We start from the raw sequence: 22963 nt of genomic DNA, 5'->3' as shown, positions 1-22963 counted from the left end.
GATCTGAACCGACCGTAGGGTCGCCAGGTCCAGTACCGCCATGTGGGTGCGCCCATTCGGGTGATGGCGAGGTGTCGATTCGGGGATCCCGCTATTCGCTGCGGGGCGTCTGACCTGGAGCTTTCGCATCCAGATCATAAGGGTGAGGATCGTGGCGGCGACTGCCGTGAGCTTGTTCGGACTCGTAAGGGCTGGTAGGAGCTGTTAGGGCTTGCCGCAAGAGCCGCCGCTGCCTGTTCCGGGAGATCGTTGGTTCGGCTCGGGGCCGGAGTGCCGCCTGGATCTTGTTCGAGGCCTTGTGCTTGTCGGAGAGTTCGGTCATTCGGCAGGGCTTGACCGGCGCGATTACGGTGTCGGCGCTGCGCTCCTCGGCCTCGCCGACGAAGCCTTCATCCACGCCATTCCTCCATCGCCAGCACTGCTGCTGTGTGCGTCGACCCGGATGCGAAACCAGCATCGCACGGAGGCGGCGGAACACTAGGGTCAGTCCGGCGCCTCAACCGAGACGAAACCTTCGACGCGGGCTCGCCCGCCGCGGCGGCGCCACAACAGCCTTTCACTGACGGCTCACCCGGCCAGCCATCCACACGGCGTGCTGACGGATGCGGGAGGGGTCTTCGGGAAAGCAGCTCTCCCAGTCCTCATCCAGAGGAATCCAGGACACAGGCTGCCCGGTCTCCGCGACGAACGGCGTCGCCACATCAACGACCGCGGCATACGACAGCCCGAGCGTGTCCGGAAAGTCCGGGTGATAGGAACGAACCGCAACCGCTGCCGGTTCGGGCAGCAGTTGCGCCCGAAGGCCCGTCTCTTCGAAGAGTTCCCGGCGCGCACCCTCGCGCGGTGTCTCCCCGGCCTCGACTCTCCCGCCTGGCGGAACCCACCCTCGCCAACGATGCTTCACCAACAACACCTGGGCGAAGCCCTCGTCGAACACCCAGACCTCGGCCGCCAGCGGTTCCATCGGCCCGTGCCTGGCAGCGGCCAGCCACTGACAGGCCCCGTCGAACTCGGCCACCGCCGACCGGGCATCATCGACTGCTGCCGCGAAGGCCCGCTCGTCGACCATGTTCGGAATCATCGGCCCAACATGCGAGGGCCCACTGACATCGAAGCCCACGCCTCGTTGCATGATGCGGCACGAGAACCCGCACGCACGCTCATGGCCCCCCAGCGGGCCCGAGCGGCAGAGCCATCACACCTCCAGAGCCCGACGACAGTCTCGTCTCTCCACGGTCGGCATTCCCCTCCGGGATAGGGCACTGCCACTGGCTTCGTGGTAACTCGAAAGCGGGTGTGCGTGGCTCCGCGCGGCGGGTCCGGGTGCCCGGCGGGGTCCGGGGCTTCGGGCCGACGCGCCCGCCTGTCGGCGCCCACTCTGTCAACTCCGTGTCTGGAACCGCACGTTGACGAGCTGTCACCCCACGATTTCAAGTCATTCACACGGGGATCACTTGATCCTCACGTGACATGTGAAATATCACATGTCACGTGAGCCGTTCGGGATCCGTCCGACGGCCCGTCCTTCCAAGGAGATCGACCATGCAGCGTTCGACATTCCTCACTGCCGCAGTCGCAAGCCTGAGCCTGGCCGCCCTCACCCCGGCGATCGCCGTCGCCGCTCCCGCGAGCACCACAGAGACCGTGGTCTCCTGTGGCAACTCCGGACTCCAGTCCAGCCTTTCGACCCGCCTGTGCGCCGAAGTCACCGGCAACACCGTTGCGTTCGTCGGCAAGGTCGGCCTTGCCGGCCCGCCCTCCCCGGGCAGCCCGGCCCCCAAGCCGAAGGAGCTCACCACCACCTTCACGGCCACGGTCGACGGCGTCCCGCTGCCGAACGTCACCAAGTTCGCCCTCTTCAACAACACCAACCTGGACGTCCCGGGCCTGAGTGCCAACGTGGCCTGCGGCTCCACCGTCCGCGCCACCTTTGGTGTCACCAGCTTCCCCTGGACGGCGCGCCCGGTCTCCCACGAGGTGACCGTCATCTGCTGACCCGCTACCCGTGCGTGCCGGGCTGAGAGGGGACCCCGTCCGGCCCGGCCCCCGGCGCCCCGGTGGTGCGGAACACCTGACACTCGCCCGCCGGTCCGTGACCCGGCCGCCAGGGGCGAAAACAACATCAACGACGGAACCGCGGGTCCCACGCAGCCCAACGCGAGGCGTACCTACATCCGGTGCCGCTTGATGGCCCGCACACTGCTCAGCCCGCTGACATCGAGCGCTCCCCCTGGCCGTTGTCGCGTTCGCCCGACAAATTTGCTACCCGGCGGCCGGAGCGGCGTGATAGACAACCGAAGTGCACAACATTTTGGAGTTCCCCGAGGTCCTTCGGCTGATCGAAGACCGCTCCGCCGCGTTCCGCGCCGCGATAGCGTCCGCCCCCGACCTCGATGTCCGGGTCCCGACGTGTCCGGACTGGACGCTGCGCGAACTGGCGCAGCACCTCGGTGACGGCCGTCGCCGCCAGGCCGCCATCATCGCGGCGGGCCCGGGCGCTGAGCCCCCTGTGAGGACGGACCCGAAGGGCGCCCCGACCGCGCCCCGCGACCGCGAAGCCCTGGACGCCTGGCTCGCCGAGTCGACCGAGCTCATGCTCGACGCGATGCGCGAGGCCGGCCCGGATCGCGGCTGCTGGACCTGGTGGGGCCGCTCACAGGCCCCGGAGACCAGCGGAGCCGTGGCCCGGCACCAGGTCCAGGAGTTCGCCGTCCACACCTACGACGCACAGCTCACCCAGGGGGCCGCACAGCCGCTGCCGACGGACGTCGCGGTCGAGGGCGTCGACGAGTTCCTGACGACCGTCTCGGCGACGTCCGTCCCCTGGCCGTTCAAGCCGGCGACCATCGACCTGCACGCGACCGAGGGCCGCTCCTGGCGTCTGACCCTCGATGCCGACGGCGTCCGCTGCGACGACCTCGCCGCCGACGCGGAGCCGGGCGACATGGCGATGCGAGGCGCAGCGAGCGAACTAGTCCTCTACTTCTACGACCGCGTCCCGCTCGACGGCCTGGAGACCACCGGCGACACCGAGCCGATGGAGCAGCTCGCGGACTGGGACCCGAACGCGTAAAAAGCCCACGTGCGACGCAGCTGTCGGTGGTGCGCGCGCTCCTGGGGGCGCCACTGAGCCCGGGATTCGCGGCGGGGTCGGTAACTCCTTGCCGTCGGCGGCGAGTTGGAGGGTGGGGCGCGAGTCGGACGGACAGGCAGCGCAGGGCCGCGCGGCCGATGCGGATCACCCGGCCGTGCACCTTCCACAGGCAGGCGAGCGGTTCACGGATGGACCAGCGGGTGAAGGGCCGGCCGAGCTTGGTCGGCGGGTGGTGGCCGTCGCCACGACGAAGTCCTCATCGGGGCTGATCAGGCGGGGACGGCCTTCCGCCCACCGTGGGTCCAGGCAGGCCGGGCCGATCTGACTGAACCGGTGGGATCACGTCCCGCACCCTATCCTCGTCGGCCTGCACCAACTGGGCGATATTGGGGCCCCGGTTGCCGTCGATCGAGGCCAGCGGCCACATCGCCCGTCGATAGCGCGTCGTGTTGGTGCTCTCCTGGCACACGATCCGTTGTCACCGCCGACCTTCCTGATCGGTCAACCTCCTGAGCTTGACCGAATCCGCCGCCACCACGCCCCAAACCGGCGGAAGCCCGTCTCTTCCAACCGGTTCTCCCCCGGGTCAGAGCTTCGTGGTCGGGCCAGTGAGCGGGGAACTCCCGGCGCTCTGTCCCAGGCGACTTTCACAGACGCTGTCCGTTCCACCATGTAACCGCGCCCATGGGGTCTGGGCCCGGACGGTCAAGGGCTGTGCGCGGCATCCTCCCGCGTTCTCAGACCGCGCGGTTCCTTCAGGTCATCCTGTCGATTACCGGCCGTTCCGCCGAGAGTCAGTGTCCGGTGACATTGCCTCCTGCGAGGCTCTCAACAGGGCGGCAGGGCGCCGGTCATTGGGGAATGGGCATATGGCTGACGAGCAAGCGATTCCTGAAACCGCGGCGGGCGCCGTTGCCGACGGCATCCAGCAGATGCCCTCGGGTACGGGTCTTGTCCAGGACACCGATCTGACGTCCGACCGGCTCCAAGAGCTGCTCGTGCTCGCGGGGCGTCTGAAGTCCGCACGTCGAAGAGCGGACGAGAAGCCAATGCTCACGGGCAAGACCATCGCCCTGCTCTTCGCGAAGTCCTCGACGCGGACCCGATCCGCGTTCGAGGTCGCTGCTCTCGGCCAAGGCGCACAGGTCTCCTATTTCGGGCCCGGGGCGAGTCATCTCGGTGTACACGAATCGGCCGTCGACACCGCCATGGTCCTGGGACGGATGTACGACGGAATCGCCTACCGGGGGCCGGACCACCACACCGTCGAGGACTTGGCCCGTCACGCCAGCGTTCCCGTCTGGAACGCGCTCACCCCACCGTGGCACCCCACCCAGGCCCTGGCCGACCTCCTCACCATCACGGAGCACTGCGACAAGCCCTGGGCCGACATCTGCCTGGTCTTCGTCGGCGACGGCCGTTCCAATGTCGCCAACTCCCTGCGCGTCACATGCGCGTTGCTGGGCATGACGGTACGGGTCGTAGCTCCCGCGACGATGAGTGGCTCCCCGACCGTTCGCGACCAAGTAGAGCGGATCTGCGTGCGGACAGGCGGTCGCGCAGAGGAGAGCGACGACCTCGACGGGGGCGTACGGGACGCCGACTTCGTGTACGCCGACACCTGGATCCATCTCGAAGAGCCGGTCGAATCCTGGCGTCCCAGGGTGCAGGCCCTGGCCCCGTACCGCATCGACAGTCAGGCCATGGCCGCGACGAAGAACCCTGATGTGCGTTTCCTGCACTGCATGCCCGCGGTGCACGACAGAAGCACCACGATCGGTGCGGCGGTGCTGGCCGAGACCGGCAGGGAAGGAGCGGAGGTCACCACAGAGGTCTTCCGCGGCCCCGCCTCACTCGTCCTGGACCAGGCCGAGAACCGGATGCACGCCATCAAGGCCCTGCTCGTCAGCGAACTGGCCGTCCAGCCGTACGCCCGTCCGCTCACGGACGGGGCAAAGCGGTGACGATACACCCCGCGCAGACAGCGGACCTGGTCCGTGACGGCTACGCGCGCTACACCGCCGCCGATGTATTTCCCGGTGCCGGCCCCACCGAAATCAACGAGCATCTCGCATCGCTCCGGGATCACTACGCGGACCTGCCCCTCGACCCCCAGGCCCCGCAGACCCACCGCTACCGCCGCTACGCACTCGGCGTCCTACTGCCCTGGACCCGGGCGGTCAGCTGGGTCCCGGGATTGTCCGATCCCCGGTACGGGATGGTCGCGCACTTCCCCCAAAGCGACCACAACCCCGAATACCCCAGCACACCACGAGTGTTCCCCCGTGCCTGCCAGGAACTGCTCGCCGATCCCACTCTTACCCGTCTCATCCTGTTCGATCTCGACCGCGCGGGCCTGACAGATACGCTGGAGCCAGTCCATGTCGGGGTGCACTTCGTCCGCCTTGCCGCACGAGCGGATGAAGTCGCCGTCTCCTCACCCGACTGCCTGCACCAGGACGGTGGCAAGGACAGCGTTTACTTCGTCCACCTGGTGGAGCGCCACAACGTCTCCGGCGGCGACAACCTCATCGCACACCCCGACTGTGCCGGAGCCCGCCCCGACCAGGTCCCAGACGAACAGGTTCAGACCCGCTTCACCCTCACCGAACCCCTCGACTCCTACGCCGTAGTCGACCGCCTGGTCAGCCACTACGTCTCCCCGGTCCGCACGACCGGCCCCGGGCACCCCGGCCACCGCTCCGCCCTCCTCATCGGCCTCATCCCCTACACATCGCCCCTCTAACGGTCGGAACCAACCACCAGAACTGCGGGAGACACGTTGGTTCACGGCTGTCGCACCGCACTAGCGGGGCTTTCCGGTGAGCATCCGGTGCACCTCGGGGTCGATGTCGAGGCAGGCATCCGCCAGGACCGTGAGGCCGAAGTCGAGGTCGATGGCGTGCCATAAGGGTGGACAGCGCTGACGGCGATTCCGCTGAGAACAAGGCCGTCGAGCTCGCGAGCCCTGAGCACCAAGGCGAGGTGGCTGCCCCAGAACGCGCTCCTCCGCCTCCGGCGGCTTTGGCCACCTGCCTTCCTTCGCCCTGACGCCCGTGGCGGCCGGTACCGCCCCGTCTCCCCGATCGCACGCTTCCTACTCCCGGTGGGAGAAGACACCGGCGGCAGCCGCCAGTGCCGCCGCCGCGGCGGCCCGTTCCGGCAGTCGCGGGTCGGGTTCGGCGCGCAGGAGCACCAGCTGGTGGTAGAGCGGCGCCGTGGCGGCCACCAGGAGGCTCCGTGCGTCCGCGTGCTCGGCGGGGAGCTCGCCGCGCTCGATCGCGCGCTCGACGAGGACCTCGCACTGGGCGTACCGGTCCGCCCACAGCTGCGTCTGGGCCAGCGCTGCGTGTTCGGAGTGGAACGAGGCAGCCATCAGGGCGAGGGCGAACGACGGCTGGGCGACAAGGGACTCGTGGATCTCCTGGTTGAGGGCCGTCAGGTCGCCGCGCAATGAGCCGGTGTCCGGTGGCTGCCAGTCGATCTCGCCGGCGGCGTTGATGAGGTCGGCGAGCAGGCCGCCCACGTCGCGCCAGCGCCGGTAGACCGTGGTGCGGTGCACTCCCGCGCGGGTGGCAACGCCCTCCATCGTGAGTCCCTCGTGACCGCTTTCGACGAGTTCGGCGCGCACCGCGTCGAGGACCTGGGCGCGGACGCGGGCGGTGCGACCGCCTGGACGGCGGTCAGGGCTCGTAGCCGTCGGTTCTGTCATCGCGATCCCATATCCGGTTGAGCGGCATGCCTGGGCTGTGGTCCCATCTTAATGCTACGCATGTCGCGGTAGTGATCCCGCTGAAAGGACCGTCTCCCCCATGCACCCCGTTCCCGCCGACCCCACCGTGCTGCACCCGATGCCCGAACACCCGCGGGTCGTCCTGCTCAAGCCGCTGGTGAAGTCGCCCCTCATCGAGGTCGGCGACTACTCGTACTACGACGATCCGGACGATGCGACCGCGTTCGAGACACGCAACGTCCTCTACCACTACGGACCCGAACGGCTCGTCATCGGCAAATACTGCGCGCTGGGCACCGGCACCCGGTTCATCATGAACGGGGCCAACCACCGCATGGACGGCCCGTCCACCTTCCCCTTCCCCACCATGGGGGGCTCCTGGACCGAGCACTTCGACCTGATCAGCGATCTGCCCGGCCGGGGCGACACCGTCGTCGGCAACGATGTCTGGTTCGGCCACGGCGCCACCGTCATGCCCGGCGTACGTATCGGCCACGGCGCGGTCATCGCCGCGGGCGCCGTGGTCACCACCGACGTCCCCGACTACGCCATCGTCGGCGGCAACCCCGCCCGCCTCATCCGCACCCGCTACGACGCCGCGGACATCGCCCGGCTCCTCGCCGTGGCGTGGTGGGACTGGCCCGTGCAGCACATCACCAGGCATATGCGGACGATCATGTCGGGGACCGTCGCCGACCTGGAGGAAGCAGGCGCCCAGACCAACGAGCCCTGACAACTGACGTCGCGTCCACGTCCCATCACCCGGCCCGTCCCGCGCCAGGGACAGCATTTAATCGGATGTGCGTCCGGCGCGGGATTGCTAAGTTCGACGTGTGGCGAAGCTGAATCAGATCATCGCAGTCGAAAAGGGCGTCAAGTCCAAGGCCCTCCAGGAGCTCACCCAGGCTCACCAGGACGTGCAGAAGCCCGCCCTGCTGGCCGGCATCTCCCGGACCTACCAGCCCAAGGACGAAGAGGGCGAGCAGCTGCCGCCCGAGTCCACCCGGGTGCAGATCAAGGCCGAGGACGCTCTGCGGGCGACCGCCGGGACGCTGACGCGGCTCTTCGACGTGACCGCGACGAAGGACTGGGCGAACCGGTCCGCGGCCGCGGACGTGGTGGTCGACGGTACGGTGCTGTTGCCCCAAGTGCCGGTTCCGTACCTGTTGTTCTTGGAGAAGCAGCTCACCGACCTGCACACCTTCGTGCGCAAGCTGCCGGTGCTCGACGCCTCGGAGTCGTGGAACCTGGACCCCTCGACGGACTCGTGGAAGACGGACCCGGTGCGGACCATCCGCACGAAGAAGGTTCCGCGCAACCACGTGAAGGCCGAGGCCACGGAGAAGCATCCGGCGCAGGTCGAGGTGTACTACGAGGACGTCCCGGTCGGTTACTGGACCACGGTGAAGTTCTCCGGCGCGCTGCCCGCCCGACGGGTCAACGAGCTCCTCGACCGCGTCGAGAAGCTTCAGCAGTCCGTCAAGTTCGCCCGCGAGGAGGCGAACAACACCGAGGTCACCGACCAGCGGGTCGGCGACGCGGTATTCGGCTACCTCTTCCGGTAGCCTCCACATACGCCCTCCGTCGCGAGCGGAGGGTGCGCGATGAGCGCAAGCTGAAACTGATGTTGAAGCTGATGATGGGGTGTCAGTTGGGGGTTCGAATCCCTCTCCCCGCACCACATGCGGGGGTGGCCCAAGCCTGGCAGAGGCGGCCCCGTGAAACTCAGATTCTCGCTCCAGTCTCAGCATTCGCCGCCGAACACCGGATCGACCGAGCGTGGGCGAACATCGACGGATGGGGGTTCAAGTCCCCCCGGCGCCTCTCTCATGGCGCTGTAGTTCAAAGGCAGAACACGTCGATCTCAACATGACCCGCGGTTCTTAAACGCCGTCGGTGTGCGCAAATGGGTGGCAAGCTGGAGCCCGGGAGCTGGACATGCTCCCGGGCTCCGTCACATCCGCGCCAGGTCTGCCGGCCCCAGCGGAAGCTTCTTCGCCGCGGACTCGGGTGCATTCGCTTCATTGGGCGGCCACGACGTCGGGGTTGGCGGGGGTTCTGGATACTCCCGCGCAGATAGGCAGCAGCACAGCACCCGCCGCACAAGGTCCCCGGCATGACGCCGTCTCCCGCCTCGGGCTCTGAAGTCTCCGCATGCGCTGCGAGCAGGGGATTGTCAGTGCCACAGGCGATGATGACCGCAGGACGAACACGACGACGAATTACGTTCTCAGCTCGACCGACCCAGCTGGCGAATCCCGCTCGTCCGCCGTCGCCGCCTACGACAAGCCAAGCGCCTACAGACGCAAGCGGGGACTTGAGACGCTGGTTGCAGCGCACTGCAGATCATCGAGACCGGGCGGGGACACATTGCCCGCGGCCACAGCCTGACGCTTACGCCAGGGGGGCTGCGCGGCCAGGTGCGCGGGGCCCCGAAGAACCGCCCATGTGCCGCGATCAGTGAAGTCGACCGCGCAGGAGAGGAAGAAGTCTGTGGGTACCTACCGCCAAACCGTCGTGGACCTCGATGCCTCGGTCGAAGAAGCCGCCGAGTGCGGCCGGCGCGGGAGGAACTGGCTGGAGGCGGAAAGCTACATCCGCCCCGTGCCGTGGCAGGGCGATGTGGTGCACCTGGCTGGGCCGCGCTGGCGGGAAGCCGTCGACCTGGTTCCCTGGGACTGGCGTACCAGGATCGCAGGACTGGACCAGGAGCCCGGGGACGAACTGACAGTGATCACGGGCCGTACCGTCTTCTGTGCTGGCCAGGGCGATCCCCCTTCGGCCATCTGCCCTCGCTGTGCCAAAGCACCACAGCGACGTGGCCCGACGAAGTCGTTATTCACGGACGACTACGACGCGTAGTCCTGATGCCGTCCGAGTCAGTGGCTCAGACGCGAACGAGGATGCGTCAGCTTCTACGACACCGGGCATCCAAGCTCAGCGAATGCGACCCGTCGACAGCGAGGGGCCGAGGGGCAGTCAGGGGATCAGCACGCAGTGGTTCTCGATGAACCTACCGCTACGGTCCAGACCACCGCAGACGACCAACTTGGGATACGCCCTGAATTCACGGTTGACAACGAACCGCCACCGGGACACGCCGGCCTTGCTCCCCCGGTAATCGCCCACGAAGGCGCGCAATGTCCCCGGCAGTCCCTCTCGGGTCGTGACGGTGATGTCCTGGACGTAGTCGCGGCCCTGATAGGCGGTGGCCACACAGATGTAAGTGCCGCAAGTGGACTTGACCTCGGCGCTCGCCGGCGCTGCGGTCACCACGCCCAAGGCACTGGCTGCGGCGAGGGAGGCCGAGACCGTCGCCAATCGTCGTCGTGTGGTTTTCACCGACCGGACCATCTCCTGGCGCGCGTACATCACGAGACCTCCTCGGCCTGCTCGCGCCGGTTGCGCGTCTGTTCACACTGTGACGGACCACTTGCCATGCGGCAAGTAGCCTGATGTGCAACGCGCCTGATGGGACATCAGTCCACGGTCGGGATAAGGCGACCGGTCGGGTCGGACGGGCAGGGAAGGGAGGGCGTGCACCATCGGTCAGCCGACGCCGCCGCTGTAAGCCATGAGGTCCGGGCAGCTGGTTCTGTGCCGCCCGAGCAGGACTCGGATCCAGAACGCCGAGGGGGCCCGCCGCCAGACGCGCCGCAGGAACCTCTCCCGCCTGCCGAATCGCGTTGACCGCCGCACTCAGCGCCGGAGCCGGCTGCTTCGTACTCAAGCGGCTTCCCGTTCCCAAGATCGCGGAAGCGGTATGGGGGGGGTCGCGGCGGTCCAGGGTGAGCCTAGAGACGGTGAAGACGCACGTGCGGGGGCAACGTGCTGACCAAGCTCGGTGCACAGAACCGGACCCACGCGGTGGTGACCACGTCCGAAACCGGCCTGGTCGTGCCCGGCCCGGTAGTCACCCGCTGACGCGGCATCAGATGGTCCGACCCGGCCTGCCTGTGCGCCGGACCAGCGTCCGGGCGCGCGCAGGCCCACGGTCACTGCGACGCCCGCCCCACGCCTGGCTTCGACAGAACGAAGAAGCAGACGCCGACCGCCCACTCTGACGTTGCACGCTCTTGGACAGGTACATTGACGACACGTCGTAGCCACTGCGTTGATACATGGCAATGGCTGCCTCATCGCTCCCGACAACGTTCAAATGGAGCGATGCCTTGCCCTCGCGGGCAACGAGCTCTTCAGCCGACCACCCGGGCCCGGTCGCCTTTTCGCTCTCGGAGTTCTTCCCACGCTGAGTGAATGAGCGCTTCAGCCGGCTGGGCGTCGAGGGGTCGATGTCAGCACGTTATGTCGCACCTGCGCCTCGACGACCGGTTCACCGCTGCGCCGGGCGTACGTCATCCGTTCGCGCACGTCGCGCAGTGTCCGGGGCCGGTATCCCGGTCCGCCGCAGCAGCTTTTGTGGAAAGCCACGCCCGCGTTCAACAGCACGGTGAGGATCCGCCATGCCGCCAGGTCCCGTCGTCGGGGTGCGGCGAACGCCGACCCCGCATGGATCATCAGCCCCGCACAGCGCGGACAACTCCGCTGCCTCGTGCTGTCGTGGGACTGCTTGTACGAGGCCCGGCACACCAGGCAGACATACGAGGTTTCCCATGGGCCATGTGCTCAGTTCAAAGACCGTTCCGGGAAGCGACAGCGGCATTTCTCCCGCCAGCGGGCCCAGTCGGCGACACGATGAGCCGTCACACACTCACAGCGCCCCACGGGACTGCGCGGTGGGTACTCAACGGGGACCTCCTGGACGCGCTCGGTCTTGGCCCAGCCCTTGCGTCGGGTGAGCATGCGTCCTACGGCGCGCCAGGCGGCGATGAAGCTGACATAGCTCCACAGGACCAGGGCCTGGGCGTAGACAGCCGCTTTCCCCAGCGAGACATCATCGGTGCGTCGCCAGTACACCAGCGCCAGTGCCAGGTATCCGGCGAAGACCAGCGCGTAGCAGCCAAGGCCGCCCAGCACGTGGAGCCACACCGGCCCTGCTGGGAAGTGGAGCAGTTGGGGCACGTGCTCTCGTGCGAGGCGGTAGAGCACGTACTGCTGGACGAGTGACCACGGCAAGGTGATCAGGTAGGGCAGCAGCAGGTAGCCGGTGAGTTCGATCCGGGTCGCGAGCCGGATGCCGGGGCGGGCCCACAGTTCGGGCAGGCGCGTGAGGGCGCTCATGTGGCCCTGGTGCCAGCGGGTGCGCTGGCGCAGCAGGCGGCGAGGGTCGGTCAGGCCCTGTTGGGAGACGTAGGCGCTCATGGTGGATGTCACCGTCCAGCCCTGGACGGCAAGGCTGATGCCCAGGTCGAGGTCCTCGGTCAGCGAGTCCGACCACGGTTGTTCACCCACACTGTCCAGCGCGGACAAGCGGGTGAACTGGCCGTTGCCGCCCATGCTCACCGACCCCATGGCCGCCCGCCCGAACTGGCTGAGCGCGCTCAGGGCCCAGAACTCGAAGTCCTGGAACCGCAGGGCAACACGGCCTCGGTCACGGATACGCACCGCCAGCTGCACACCGCCCACCGCCGGCGCCTCGAACAGCGCGGCCACGCGGGCCACCGCACCCGGCGTCAACCGGCCGTCGGCGTCGAGGACGCACACCAGCACCCGCGCCGGGTCCAGGCACTCTTCACGGACTCGCCAGCGGACATGGCGCAGACCGGCGTTCAGAGCGGCTCCCTTGCCCCGCCGGGCCTCGGGCAGCGACCGTCGCACGATCGCGACGCGATCTCCGCCCGCGGCTTCGGCAAGACCGGCGGTGCCGTCGTCACTGCCGTCGTCGATGACCACGGCCCGGACCCCTGGCTGCAGGTCCAGCAGACAACGGACCGTGTTCACGATGACTCGCGCCTCGTTCAGACACGGCACCACGACGAACACCGTCCAGCCCAGCGGCAGCGCCACGGGCGCGCCGTCCTTGACCGCGAGCTGCCCACGCAGCGACGTGTCGCTGTGGCGGGCGAACAGGAGACCACTGACGAACAACGGCCCGTTGTAGGCCAGTGTGATCACGATGACGAAGAATCCGACGCCGCGCACGACGGTTTCCCAGGGGACCACAGACATGCCTTTCATCCCATCTGCGGAGTCGCCCACCCGAACCAGCTGATGTCACAACACTTGGGCCCCTCAGGCCCGTCCCGTCTGGCGAACTGCCAGGGGCAGGAACGGGTTTGCTTCAGCACGGAGGGGGTGAGCAGAGGGGGCCGACCGGCCGTGCCGGGCGTTGCGGGAGACGGATGGCGCGGCGTGACCCCCGATTCCGGCCGGAGGGGCAGCAGCAGGAAGGGGGCGGGGCCGGGGCTTTCAGTGGGTGGCTGTGAAGGCGAGTACGGCGTTCTGACCGCCGAAGCCGAAGGAGTTGCTGACGGCGGCTCCCATCCGCTGGGGGCGGGGCACCTTGGCGACCACATCCAGGTCCAGTTCGGGGTCGAGGGTGTCGAGGTTGGCGGTGGGCGGGATCAGTTGGTGTCGCAGGGTGAGCACGGTGCAGGCCGCTTCGATGGCACCCGCGCCGCCGATGGCGTGTCCGATGGTGCCCTTGACGGCGGTGACGGGCGGAGGCCGCCGGAAGACCTGGTGCAGCGCGTTGTGCTCGGCCGCGTCTCCCTGCGGGGTGGCGGTGCCGTGCGCGTTGACGTGGTCGATGTCCTCCGGGGCCAGGTCGGCGTCCGAGAGGGCAGCGCGCAGAGCTCGTGCCGCGCCGTCGCCGTCGGGCTGCGGGGCCGTGAAGTGGTGGGCGTCGCAGGAGGCCCCGTATCCGGCGAGCAGGGCTTGGGGGCGCGCGCGTCGCGCCCGGGCGTCCTCGATGCGTTCCAGGACGAGGACGCCCGCCCCCTCACCGAGGACGAAGCCGTCGCGGCCCCGGTCGAACGGTCGCGAGGCGGTCGCGGGACTTTCGGCGCGGCGTGAGAGGGCGCGCATCTGGGCGAAGCAGGCGGCCGTCATGCGCAGCCGCGCCGACTCGCTGCCGCCGGCCAGGACCACGTCGCAGGACCCCGACAGCAGCCAGTCGCGTGCCATTCCGATCGCGCTGGTCCCGGAGGCGCAGGCGGCGCTGACGACCAGGTTGGGACCCTGCGCCCCGAGATCGAGGGCGATTTCGGCGGCGGCCATGTTGGGCACGCTGCGCGTCAGGGCCAGGGGTGAGACGCGTTCGGGCAGCTGGGCCGCGAGCCGGTCGAACTCCGCCTGCCACCCCTGTATGGACCCCATACCGACACCCATCACCACGCCGATACGGGCGCCGTCCCAGCCGTCGGGGGCCAGGCCCGCATCGGAAACGGCCTCCCGGGCGGCGAGCAGCGCGAAAACCGTGAAGCGGTCGAGGCGTCGGGCGAGCCGGTGCCCGAGCAGTCCAGCCGCGTCGAGACCGGGAACCTGGCAGGAGAAGGCCACGGGCAGCCCGCGCAGGGCAGGGTCGTCGGTGGCCGTGGACAGCCCGGCCGTGAGACCCGCCCACGCCGCCTCCCGGCCGATGCCCGCCGGGGTGACCAGTCCCAGTCCGGTGACGGCCACGGGGGCGCGCCGTGCGGGGCCATGTGCTGTCACGAGGTGCATAAGGGTGATTGTTCGGGCCGCAGGGGGAGCTTCAGGGACACCGCAACTCGTTCGGCCCAGACGGAGGGAGCCGTACCACCCGTTTGAGCGAATGGCGGCGCCACGTCATCGGCGTGAGCCGGAGGGGGGCCGGGTCCTCGTACGGCCGGCGAATGGTGGCGCCCCGTCATCAGAACTGGTCGTGGGGGGCTTGGTCCTCGCACGGCGGCCCGTCCCGCAGCCTGTGCACCGCGCCGGACCAGGTGACGCCCAGTGCGGCCTCCAGGTCTTCCAGCGGCCGGTCCGAGGAGTCGAGCCGAAGCGCCGGGCCGATGTGTACGTGGACGCGAGGCCGGCGTACCGGTGCGGTGGCCCAGCCCGCCAGCTGCTTGGCCCGGCTTCCGGAAGCGACCCGGCGCGCACCCGCGTGCCCGATCGGGATCACGGGCGCGCCGATGGACAGCGCGAGCCGGACGACACCGGTCTTCAGAGGGCCGGGCGGCCGGTCGTGGGAGGTGCGGTGGTGAGGCAGACACCCTTCGGGGTAGATGAGCACGCTGCGCCCCGCGGTGAGAGCCTCGGCGGCGTGTCGCAGGGCGTCCCCGGCTCGGCGGCTCCCCCGGTGCACCGGTACGTATCCCTCCCGGGTGAGGGCCCGGGACAGCAGAGGTACCCGCCACATTCCGGCGGTGGCCAGCACGGCGGGCCGCAGCCCGAGCCGGTGCAGGGTGCCGATCAGGAGCACCGGGTCGAAGAACGAGGTGTGGTTTGCGGCGAGGACACACCCGCCACCAGCGGCCCGGCTCAGGTGCTCGGCGCCGCTCACGGTCGTGTCGCTGAGGACGGGCACCAGGGATCCGGCCCATGCGGACAGCATCCGGGCTCTCCTTCCGGGACGACGTTCGGCGGGGTCGGGGCCGCTGTCCGGCATGCGCGGCACGGCGGCGGCTCGGCGGACGGCAGGCCGAACGCGGTGGCAGACCGAACGCGGCGGCACACCGACGGTGGACGGAGGACAGCGCGCGACAGACGGCCCGGACACGCCCACCCACGCGGACAGCGCGCGTCAGACGCCCCGAACCGGCGCGCCCATCAGGACGCCCCTCGTACCCCGACGCCGCCGGGGCCAGTCCGCGCCGCCAGGGCCGGTCCACGTGGGCGGCCCCGGTCCCGCCCACGATCGTCACCCCGGCTCCGCTCCCCCGCACCCCGGCGCTGCCCCGGATGCCTGCCCGAGGTGCGACGCCCGCTGTCCGATGGCTCAATGCCGTCATGGACTTCCTCACCGCGTACGACGCACTCCCGGAGGACGACGTCCCGCGGCGGGTGGCCCTGCTGCGGCGGAGCCTGGCAGCCGACAAGGCCGCGCTGTTCACCGAACTGCGCGCCCAGCGGCCGGTGTTCAGCACACCCGTCGGGGTGTTCATCACCCGGCACCCGGACGTACTGGAGGTGTTGTCGGCCCCCGAGACGTTCACCGTGGGCGTGTTCGGGCCTGCGTTGGAGGAGGTACTCGGTGCTCCCTTCCTCCTCGCCCGGGACGGCTCCGACCTGCACTGGCGCGAGCGCGGTTACGGGCAGGTGCTCCTGGCGGCCGAGGACGCGCCCCGGGTGCGCGAGCTGACGGCACGGATCGCCGATACCGTCCTGGACGAGGCGGTCGCCCGGGGTGGTGACACCTTCGATGTGATCCAGGACTACGCCCGTCTGGCCGCCGCCCGGGTGGCCCGCTCCTACCTGGGGCTGGACGGCATCGACGAGGAGATCCTGCACTCCTGCACCCGCCGTATGCAGTGGGCGTTCGCCGTCAATCCCGACCGCGACCCGGAGATCCACGCGGCCGGGGTGGCGGCCGGTCGCGAGCTGCGCGAGCGGGTGGCCGAGGTGATCACCCGGCGCCGGTCCGCGTCCGAGGACGGCGGCGCCGGTGCCACGGACATCCTGGGCCGGATGCTGGATACGCGACTGCCCGCCGAGTACGGATTCGACGACGAGCGGATCAACGCCAACCTGGCCGGTTACCTGACGGGTTATCAGCAGAATGCCACCCAGTGCACGGCCACCGCGCTGAAGGAGCTCGCGCTGCGCCCCGAGGCGTTGGCCGAGGCCGAGCGGGCGGCAGGGGCGGGCGACCCGGAGCTCTTCGACGGCTATGTGTGGGAGGCCCTGCGCTTCCACCCGTTCGTGCCCGTCACGCCCCGGCTCTGCGTGCGCGACCACGTGCTGGCCGCCGGGACCCCGCGGCAGACGGTGATCCCGGCCAAGAGCGTGGTGCTGGCGTGCTTCGCGTCCGCCATGTTCGACGAGGAGGTGCTGGACGCGCCGGCCGAGTTCCGCCCCGGCCGCCCGTCGGCGCACAACCTCGTCCTCGGGTACGGCGCGCATGACTGCGTCGGGAAGTACGCCGCCCAGGTGATCGTGCCGGAGTTGGTGCGACGGGTGCTGCTGCGCCCCGGTGTCCGTCCGCTGCCCGGCGGTGAACGCGCCCTCGACTACGCGGGCACCCCGTTCCCGCAGCACTACCCGGTCAGTTCCGGCCGCCGGGCCGTACCCGCGGCCTGACCGCCACCGACCGCCGCCGCCCGCGCACCCGGAGGACCCCATGACCGTCACGTCTCGCGAGACCGAGGACCGGACGGTCCCGCGCAAGGAAGCCCGGGACAGGTCCCGCGACGGCCGGCGCAACCGGTTCGAGACCCATCTGCTGACCCACTACCGCCCCGCCTGGCAGGCGGCCCAGCGCAGCAGGTGGCTGCATCGCAGGCTCAACTCGACCCTCACCGACCTGGCGGTCCTCAAGGCGCCCCCGCGCCCGGAGCCGTTGAGCACGAAGAGCCCGTACACCTCCTGGGACTCCCTCACCGACCGCTCCTGGGTGGGCCGGCACCTGCCGCCGACGGCCGGGCAACCCGGGAACCTGCCGGCCCCGCAGGAGGTTGCCGAGCTGTTCCGCCGCGAAGGCGGCGGAACGTACTGCGCGCGTTCCACAGCGCTGCTCCCCGCGTTCGCGCAGTGGTTCACCGACGGCTTCCTGCGCGGACACGCCGCCACCGGCGACCCGCGCCGCACGGACTCCCCGCACACCCTGGACATGTGCCAGCTCTACGGCGACCGCGAGGAGGTCACCGCGTGTCTGCGCACCTTCGAGGGCGGCAGGCTGAAGAGCCGGGTCATCAACGGCGCCGAGTTCCCGCCCGCGCTGTGCCGGGACGGCAGGATCATCGAGGAGTTCGCGGCGATCAGACCGGTCCGTTTCGGCGAGGTGCCCAAGGACTGCGTCGACACGCTCTTCGCCTGCGGCGGCGACCGGGTGCACGCGCACATCGGCCCGATGGCGCTCAATGTCCTGTTCCTGCGCGAGCACAACCGCGTCGCCGGCATCCTCGGCGCCGCCCATCCGGAGTGGGACGACGAGCGCGTCTTCCAGACCACCCGCAACACCCTGATCGTGATGATGATCCGGGTGATGCTGGAGGAGTACATCAACCACATCACGCCGTACCACTTCGACTTCGTCCTCGACCCGGTACGCACCGACCGGGGGGTGTGGCACCGGGAGAACTGGGCGACGATCGAGTTCAGCCTCGTCTACCGCTGGCACAGCCTCATCCCGTCCACCTACCGGATCGCGGGCCAGGACCTGCCGCTCGCCCGCACGATCGCCAACGGCCGGCTCGTCCTCGACCGCGGCCTCGGGCCGCTGTTCGAGGACCTGTCACGGCAACCGGCCGGTCTCTCCGGGCTGTTCAACACCGACGAGCTGCTGCTGCCCATCGAAGCGCGCTCCGTCGCGGTCGGCCGGGAGCTGCGGCTGGCGTCGTACAACGACTACCGCGTCCACTACGGTTTCCCGCCGGTCACCCATCCACGGCAGATCACCGGCGACCTACGGGTCCAGGAAGCGCTGCTGGACCTGTACGGCGGCGTCGACGGCATCGACCTGTACGTCGGTCTGTTCGCGGAGGAGCCGGAGCCCGGTGCGATCTTCGGCCGGCTCCTCGAACGGATCATCTCGGTCGACGCGTTCTCCGAGGCGCTGAACAACCCGCTGCTCGCGCCCCGTCTCTTCGCGCCCTCGACGTTCTCGGAAGAGGGTATGCGGGTCGTCCGGGAGACCCGGAGCTTCTCCGACCTGGTGCACCGCAACCTGCCGGAGGATTCGGGACGTTACTTCGTGTCGCTGGGCAGCGCCGTCGGCGACACCCGGCCAACCGCGCTCTGAGCGGGGCGTCCCACGGCCGCCCTGCCGGGGTGCCCCGTGGCCGCGCCGGTGGGTCAGCCGCGGACGTGCGCGAGCAGGGCTTCGGCGGCGGTGCGCAGTTGTTCCGCCGCCGTGGCGCAGGCGGCCGCCTGCTGCTCCAGGGTGGCCCGGCTCCACTCGGGCGCCGCAGGACAGCCGCCGAGCGTGGTGGCGGTGGCGAGCAGCCGACGGCCGTAGGCTTCCATGCGGTCGGCGTCCTGCCGCAGCGTACCCACTTGGCCGACGAGTTCGTCGGACGCGGCGGCGGATGCTCGGGGGGACTCGGTGACCATGGCGGCTCCCACTCGGCTCGGTGCGGTTCGGACTTCAGCGCGGCAGGACGGCGCCCGCGCTGCGGTGGAGCATGAGCTGGGGGCAGCTCAGGACGAACAGCGGCCGGGTCCTGTCGATGCCGAGTTCGCGCAGGGGACCGGCGAGCGGTCCGCCCGCCGCGCCGTCCAGCCGCAGCCGGACTCCGCCGCCGGGGTGCAGCCGCAGCCTGCCGTGGTCCCGGACCAGGGTGCGTACGGTGCTGCCGCCGCGGCGGCCGTAGAGCACCCAGTCCGCCTCCGGGCAGCGCACGCCAGGGCCGATCCGGCCCTCGACGGCGAGCCCGAGGCCCGGCGAGCGGACGGTGATCTGCCGGCCCATCAGGTCGGCCTCGGCCGCCGTCCGCACCGCGGCCTGCCCCCAGATCTCCTGGGCGACGATCCGGGCCTCCTCGCTCGTCACGGCGAGGGACAGGACATACCGGCCGGTGCGGCGCAGGTCCACCCGCCGCAGCAGGTCCGCCGCGACGTCGTACGGACGGGGTCGCCACAGGTCGTCGACCAGGACGGACAGGGCGATCTCCGTGTACGGGCCGATCGTGGTGCAGCGGTGCTCGTACAGCGACAGCACCGCGAGGGCCCGTCCGGCCAGTCGGCTGGGGGTCATCCAGGTCACATCGGGCAGCAGCGCGCGGGCCGTGTCGGCGCGGACCGCGAAGCAGAGATGCGCGGCTGAGGAGTCGTAGTAGCGCACGGGGACGTCGACCGGGCCGGCCGTCGTGGGGAACGCGCTGGTGGGCAGGGTGAGGAAGGGGTAGCCCTCGGGCGGGCGTGCGCGGTCTTTGAGCTGGTACACCTGGCTGCGGACGACGGCGCCGCGGTAGGGGCTGAGCGCTTCGTCCACGTGGTCGCGCGTCTCAGGGATGACGGTCGTGAGGTGCTCGATGTATTCGCGGAGCATGTGGCACAGCGGAAACTCGTGGGTGGGGCCGGTGTAGTCGACCTCGTACCAGTTCGGGTGCGGGTCGAACGCGGAACCCGCCCCCCGGCCGTCGAGGACGGGGACGATGTCGTGCTGATTGGTGATGCTGGCGACCCAGGTGCGCGGATCGGCCGGCTTCTTGTTGTCGACCGGCGAGCCGACGGCCACCACGTGCGTGACCCGGTAGGCGCGGCAGAACTCCTCGTTCTGCGCGAGGTTCATCAGGGCGATTCCGCCCTCGCTGTGCCCGATCATCGCGACCTCGGCGCCCCGCGGAATGCCGTAGTCCGCAAGGGCCAGCAGGATCGAGCGGGTGTAGGGCGAGTCGGCCATGAACAGGTTGCGCCAGGCCCCGATGAAGTCCTGCGGGGAGTCGTTGCGGGGGCGGCCCGGAGCCATGCCGGGTGCCTGCAGGACGTAGCGGACGACGCCGTCGGGGCCCCGCACGTTCTGCACCAGGATGCGCCCATCGGTGCGGAGCGCCTCGATGTTGCCCAGGAACCCGAGGAAGGATCCCTCAGCGGCGATGAGCTGCCGCTCCTGGTCGGAGAGGTCCACCGGCTCGGCGGCACCCTCCCCCTTGTCCATGGCCGCCAGATGGGCGGCGCTGATGCCGTGCAGCGGGTCCGCGGACAGCTCCCGTCCGGCAGCCAGCGCCCAGCCGGTCTCGTCGTTCTTGGGATCCTCGTCCAGCAGGGCGCGAATGGCGAGGAGCTCGGCCATCAGCGGCGCGAGCCCGGACAGCGCGCGCTGCGCGCCCTGGTCCCGGAACAGGGCGCGCAGGGCCCGTACGGCCTCCAGGTCGCGGTCCGCAGTGACCGCGGCCATCAGCCGGCGCATGCCGGGGTCGCGTTCGAACTCGGGGTGGTCGACCAGCACGGCGGCGATCCTCAGCCGCAGCGAGGTGACGGCGACCAGCGCGGCCAGGCTCTCCCGGCCCAGCACCTCCCCCGCCGCGCCGAGCACCTGGCCCACGCCCGTGGGCGCGGTGATCGCCGAGCCACCCAGACCCTGCTTGTTCGTCAGCGCGCGCAGCAGCGCCCACTGGGCGGCGAGGCCGGTGCGGGGCCGACGACGCGCGGAGGCGGCCAGGGACGGTGCGAACAGGGCACTGCTGGTGCGCGCGGACACCGCGCGGATGCCTTCTGCGGCCTCGACCACATCCCGCGCGCACCGACGCAGCAGCTCCCGGTCGTCCTCTCCGTCCGGCGTGGGCCGTCCGGGCGCGTGGCCGTCCGCTCGCATCCCTGGCTCCCTCCCTCGTCCACTGGCCGCGGCACGGCTCGCGTGTACGAGGACGTGTGCCGAGCGGGCCCGTGCCCGCGGGACGCGTCCCGGGCCTGGTCCCATCGTCAGCCAGGGTCTCCGGGCCCGCACCTTCATCCATCCCTTCTTCCATCCCTTCATCCATCCCTTCATCCATCCAGGTAGAGGATGACGCCGGGGGCGTCCCGCGCGCCGCGCCTGAACTCCGGGGGCGTGTTGCTTGCGCATAATCGCCGCACATGACTCCCTGCACTCCTCCCCTCGCGGCAGGACCGTCCCTTGTGCTCCCGGGAGGGTCTCCCTCCCCGCTCCTGGGAGGTACGCCATGACCACGTCCCTCGAACACGCGGATGGCCCGCGGGCCCCGCTTCCCGACACCGTCCCGGTCGGCCTCCCGCTGCGCACCGGCTACCTGCTGACGCTCGTGGTGGGGCCGCTGGCGGTGCTGGTCCTGGCGCTGCCCGCCGCCCTGGCCGGCGGCTGGGGGCCGCGCTGGTACGACGCGGTCCTCGGCGCCGGGATGTACGCCCTGTCCATCATGGGCATCACAGCGGGCTACCACCGGCACTTCACCCATCTGTCGTTCAAGGCGAAGCGCCCCCTGCGGATCGCCCTGGGCATCGCGGGCGGGCTCGCCCTGGAGGGCCCGGTGACGATGTGGGTGGCCGAGCACCGACGCCACCACCAGCACGCGGACCGGGAGGGCGACCCGCACTCGCCGTGGAAGTACGGCACCAGCCGCCGGGCCCTGCTCAAGGGGCTCTGGCACGCCCAGGTCGGGTGGTTCGCCTCCTCCCCGGTCCGCTCCCACTACCCGCGCTACGCGCCCGATCTGCTCGCCGACCCCGACGTGTGCCGACTGGACCGCTGCTACCCCCTCACCATGGCCGCCTCGCTCGGGCTGCCTCCGGCGCTCGTCCTGGCGGTGACCCACGACTGGAGGGCGGCCACGGTCACCCTCCTCTGGGCGAGCCTGGTCCGCTACGCCGTCGTCCACCACGTCACCTGGTCCGTGAACTCCGTGGCGCACGCCTTCGGCAGCCGGCACTACCGCACCCGCGACCAGTCCCGGGACGTGGCCTGGGTCGCCCTGCTCACCTTCGGCGAGGGCTGGCACAATCTGCACCACGCCGACCCCAACAGCGCTCGGCACGGCGGTCTGAAGGGCCAGCCCGACCTGACGGCCTGGCTCATCGCCCGCTTCGAACGGTGGGGCTGGGCCTACGACGTGCGCTGGCCGGACGCCCGGCGGATCGCCACGCGGCTCCACCCGGAGACGACCGCGCGACGCACGCCGCACACGCGGGCGCTCGGGGAGTAGCCCAGACGCGTTGTGGGATGCGAAGGGCGAAGGGGTGGGGGCTGTGTCCTCGACGACGAGGGCACTGGCCTCTTCGGCCCGCTGCTGACGAGCTGCCGGACGGTGGCCACCGGTAGCCGAAGAGTCAGGGGGCGGTTCGTTCAGTCACCCACCTGCGGCGGCCGAGACGTTCACTGGACTCGGTACCTTTGCGGGCGATGCGGACGCCGATGTGTCTGTCCCACAGCCATTTCCGCAGGTGGATGGCACCTTAGGCTTTGTCGCGTGTAATGCCGCAGCTTGAAGCAGCGGCCGCGGCGGGGGCGTGCTGCGTTTGGAGACCCGCCACCATCGGCTTCAGACCTTCGCCGTCGTACGTGTTGGCGGCGGAGACACCGACGACCAGCGGCAGTCCGTTCGCGTCCGACAGACGACATACGACACAGCAAACAGGCAGCAACAGACATGGGGCCCAGAGGAGTCGCCGACAGGCGGGACGGGCCACGCGGTCGGATGCTCTGCGACCGGCACGGGGTA

19 protein-coding genes and 2 pseudogenes are annotated in these 22963 nt (G+C 70.1%); 10 read left to right on the top strand and 11 right to left on the bottom strand.

What is annotated here, in order from left to right; all coding sequences use genetic code 11:
- Positions 1-91: 91 nt before the first annotated feature.
- Positions 92-397, bottom strand: a complete 306-nt coding sequence (locus tag ACZ4MU_RS09985; RefSeq protein ID WP_467873374.1) for a hypothetical protein — start codon at positions 395-397, stop codon at positions 92-94.
- 159 nt (positions 398-556) lie between these two features.
- Complete coding sequence (locus tag ACZ4MU_RS09980; protein WP_467873371.1) at positions 557-1081, bottom strand: NUDIX domain-containing protein; 525 nt, start codon at positions 1079-1081, stop codon at positions 557-559.
- Between the two features lie 461 nt (positions 1082-1542).
- Here ACZ4MU_RS09980 and ACZ4MU_RS09975 point away from each other — a divergent pair, with 461 nt between their 5' ends.
- The 4 genes from ACZ4MU_RS09975 (at position 1543) to ACZ4MU_RS09960 (ending at position 5840) form a co-directional block, all read left to right on the top strand.
- On the top strand, positions 1543-1995 hold the full coding sequence (locus ACZ4MU_RS09975) for a hypothetical protein (RefSeq protein WP_467873369.1): 453 nt from the start codon (positions 1543-1545) through the stop codon (positions 1993-1995).
- A gap of 304 nt (positions 1996-2299) precedes the next feature.
- On the top strand, positions 2300-3073 hold the full coding sequence (locus tag ACZ4MU_RS09970; RefSeq protein WP_467873366.1) for a maleylpyruvate isomerase N-terminal domain-containing protein: 774 nt from the start codon (positions 2300-2302) through the stop codon (positions 3071-3073).
- Positions 3074-3963: 890 nt separating this feature from the next.
- Positions 3964-5058 carry an ornithine carbamoyltransferase gene (gene argF / locus ACZ4MU_RS09965; RefSeq protein ID WP_467873363.1) on the top strand — a complete coding sequence of 365 codons (1095 nt, stop codon included), beginning with the start codon at positions 3964-3966 and terminating at the stop codon, positions 5056-5058.
- Positions 5055-5840 carry a 2OG-Fe dioxygenase family protein gene (locus ACZ4MU_RS09960; RefSeq protein WP_467873360.1) on the top strand — a complete coding sequence of 262 codons (786 nt, stop codon included), beginning with the start codon at positions 5055-5057 and terminating at the stop codon, positions 5838-5840. Before argF ends, ACZ4MU_RS09960 begins: the two co-directional genes overlap by 4 nt.
- Before the next feature lie 60 nt (positions 5841-5900).
- Here ACZ4MU_RS09960 and ACZ4MU_RS09955 read toward each other — a convergent pair.
- Both ACZ4MU_RS09955 and ACZ4MU_RS09950 read right to left on the bottom strand, forming a co-directional pair.
- A pseudogene (locus ACZ4MU_RS09955) lies at positions 5901-6112 on the bottom strand (isochorismatase family protein); the annotation flags it as partial.
- Between the two features lie 79 nt (positions 6113-6191).
- Positions 6192-6806, bottom strand: a complete 615-nt coding sequence (locus ACZ4MU_RS09950; protein ID WP_467873358.1) for a TetR/AcrR family transcriptional regulator — start codon at positions 6804-6806, stop codon at positions 6192-6194.
- 100 nt (positions 6807-6906) lie between these two features.
- Here ACZ4MU_RS09950 and ACZ4MU_RS09945 point away from each other — a divergent pair, with 100 nt between their 5' ends.
- The 3 genes from ACZ4MU_RS09945 to ACZ4MU_RS09935 all read left to right on the top strand — a co-directional run bounded on the left by ACZ4MU_RS09945 (position 6907) and on the right by ACZ4MU_RS09935 (position 9689).
- Positions 6907-7560 carry a CatB-related O-acetyltransferase gene (locus tag ACZ4MU_RS09945; protein ID WP_467873355.1) on the top strand — a complete coding sequence of 218 codons (654 nt, stop codon included), beginning with the start codon at positions 6907-6909 and terminating at the stop codon, positions 7558-7560.
- Positions 7561-7660: 100 nt separating this feature from the next.
- Positions 7661-8392: a DUF7873 family protein gene (locus tag ACZ4MU_RS09940; RefSeq protein ID WP_467873352.1), complete on the top strand. Its 732-nt coding sequence runs from the start codon at positions 7661-7663 to the stop codon at positions 8390-8392.
- Between the two features lie 928 nt (positions 8393-9320).
- Complete coding sequence (locus ACZ4MU_RS09935; RefSeq protein WP_467873350.1) at positions 9321-9689, top strand: hypothetical protein; 369 nt, start codon at positions 9321-9323, stop codon at positions 9687-9689.
- A gap of 117 nt (positions 9690-9806) precedes the next feature.
- On the opposite strand, the gene ACZ4MU_RS09930 is transcribed toward ACZ4MU_RS09935, so the two are convergent.
- From ACZ4MU_RS09930 to ACZ4MU_RS09915, 4 genes are all read right to left on the bottom strand, one after another.
- Positions 9807-10199: a hypothetical protein gene (locus tag ACZ4MU_RS09930; RefSeq protein WP_467873347.1), complete on the bottom strand. Its 393-nt coding sequence runs from the start codon at positions 10197-10199 to the stop codon at positions 9807-9809.
- A 1254-nt stretch (positions 10200-11453) separates the two neighbouring features.
- Positions 11454-12926 (bottom strand): glycosyltransferase, encoded by a 1473-nt coding sequence (locus ACZ4MU_RS09925; protein ID WP_467873344.1) that lies wholly within the window; start codon positions 12924-12926, stop codon positions 11454-11456.
- A 210-nt stretch (positions 12927-13136) separates the two neighbouring features.
- On the bottom strand, positions 13137-14390 hold the full coding sequence (locus ACZ4MU_RS09920) for a beta-ketoacyl-[acyl-carrier-protein] synthase family protein (protein WP_467873341.1): 1254 nt from the start codon (positions 14388-14390) through the stop codon (positions 13137-13139).
- Positions 14391-14559: 169 nt separating this feature from the next.
- A complete protein-coding gene (locus tag ACZ4MU_RS09915; protein WP_467873338.1) occupies positions 14560-15246 on the bottom strand; it encodes a lysophospholipid acyltransferase family protein in 687 nt (228 codons plus the stop codon).
- 395 nt (positions 15247-15641) lie between these two features.
- On the opposite strand from ACZ4MU_RS09915, the gene ACZ4MU_RS09910 reads away from it, so the two are divergent.
- Positions 15642-16931: a cytochrome P450 gene (locus ACZ4MU_RS09910; protein ID WP_467873335.1), complete on the top strand. Its 1290-nt coding sequence runs from the start codon at positions 15642-15644 to the stop codon at positions 16929-16931.
- Between the two features lie 40 nt (positions 16932-16971).
- The gene (locus ACZ4MU_RS09905) at positions 16972-18591 is read left to right on the top strand and encodes a peroxidase family protein (RefSeq protein WP_467873332.1); all 1620 of its coding nucleotides are present in this window, start codon (positions 16972-16974) and stop codon (positions 18589-18591) included.
- A 53-nt stretch (positions 18592-18644) separates the two neighbouring features.
- Here the strand turns inward: ACZ4MU_RS09905 and ACZ4MU_RS09900 are convergent, their stop codons facing one another.
- Both ACZ4MU_RS09900 and ACZ4MU_RS09895 read right to left on the bottom strand, forming a co-directional pair.
- The gene (locus tag ACZ4MU_RS09900) at positions 18645-18902 is read right to left on the bottom strand and encodes a hypothetical protein (RefSeq protein ID WP_467873329.1); all 258 of its coding nucleotides are present in this window, start codon (positions 18900-18902) and stop codon (positions 18645-18647) included.
- A gap of 34 nt (positions 18903-18936) precedes the next feature.
- Positions 18937-21105: a hypothetical protein gene (locus ACZ4MU_RS09895; protein ID WP_467873326.1), complete on the bottom strand. Its 2169-nt coding sequence runs from the start codon at positions 21103-21105 to the stop codon at positions 18937-18939.
- A 346-nt stretch (positions 21106-21451) separates the two neighbouring features.
- On the opposite strand from ACZ4MU_RS09895, the gene ACZ4MU_RS09890 reads away from it, so the two are divergent.
- A complete protein-coding gene (locus ACZ4MU_RS09890; RefSeq protein ID WP_467873323.1) occupies positions 21452-22447 on the top strand; it encodes an acyl-CoA desaturase in 996 nt (331 codons plus the stop codon).
- 133 nt (positions 22448-22580) lie between these two features.
- Here the strand turns inward: ACZ4MU_RS09890 and ACZ4MU_RS09885 are convergent.
- Positions 22581-22856: pseudogene (locus ACZ4MU_RS09885) on the bottom strand (IS5/IS1182 family transposase); the annotation flags it as partial.
- Between the last annotated feature and the right edge of the window lie 107 nt (positions 22857-22963).

It is taken from the genome of Streptomyces sp. NPDC026377 (genome assembly GCF_055567715.1).
The sequence above is the reverse complement of the archived record's forward strand: the minus strand, read 5'-3'. Positions and strand labels throughout refer to the sequence as shown.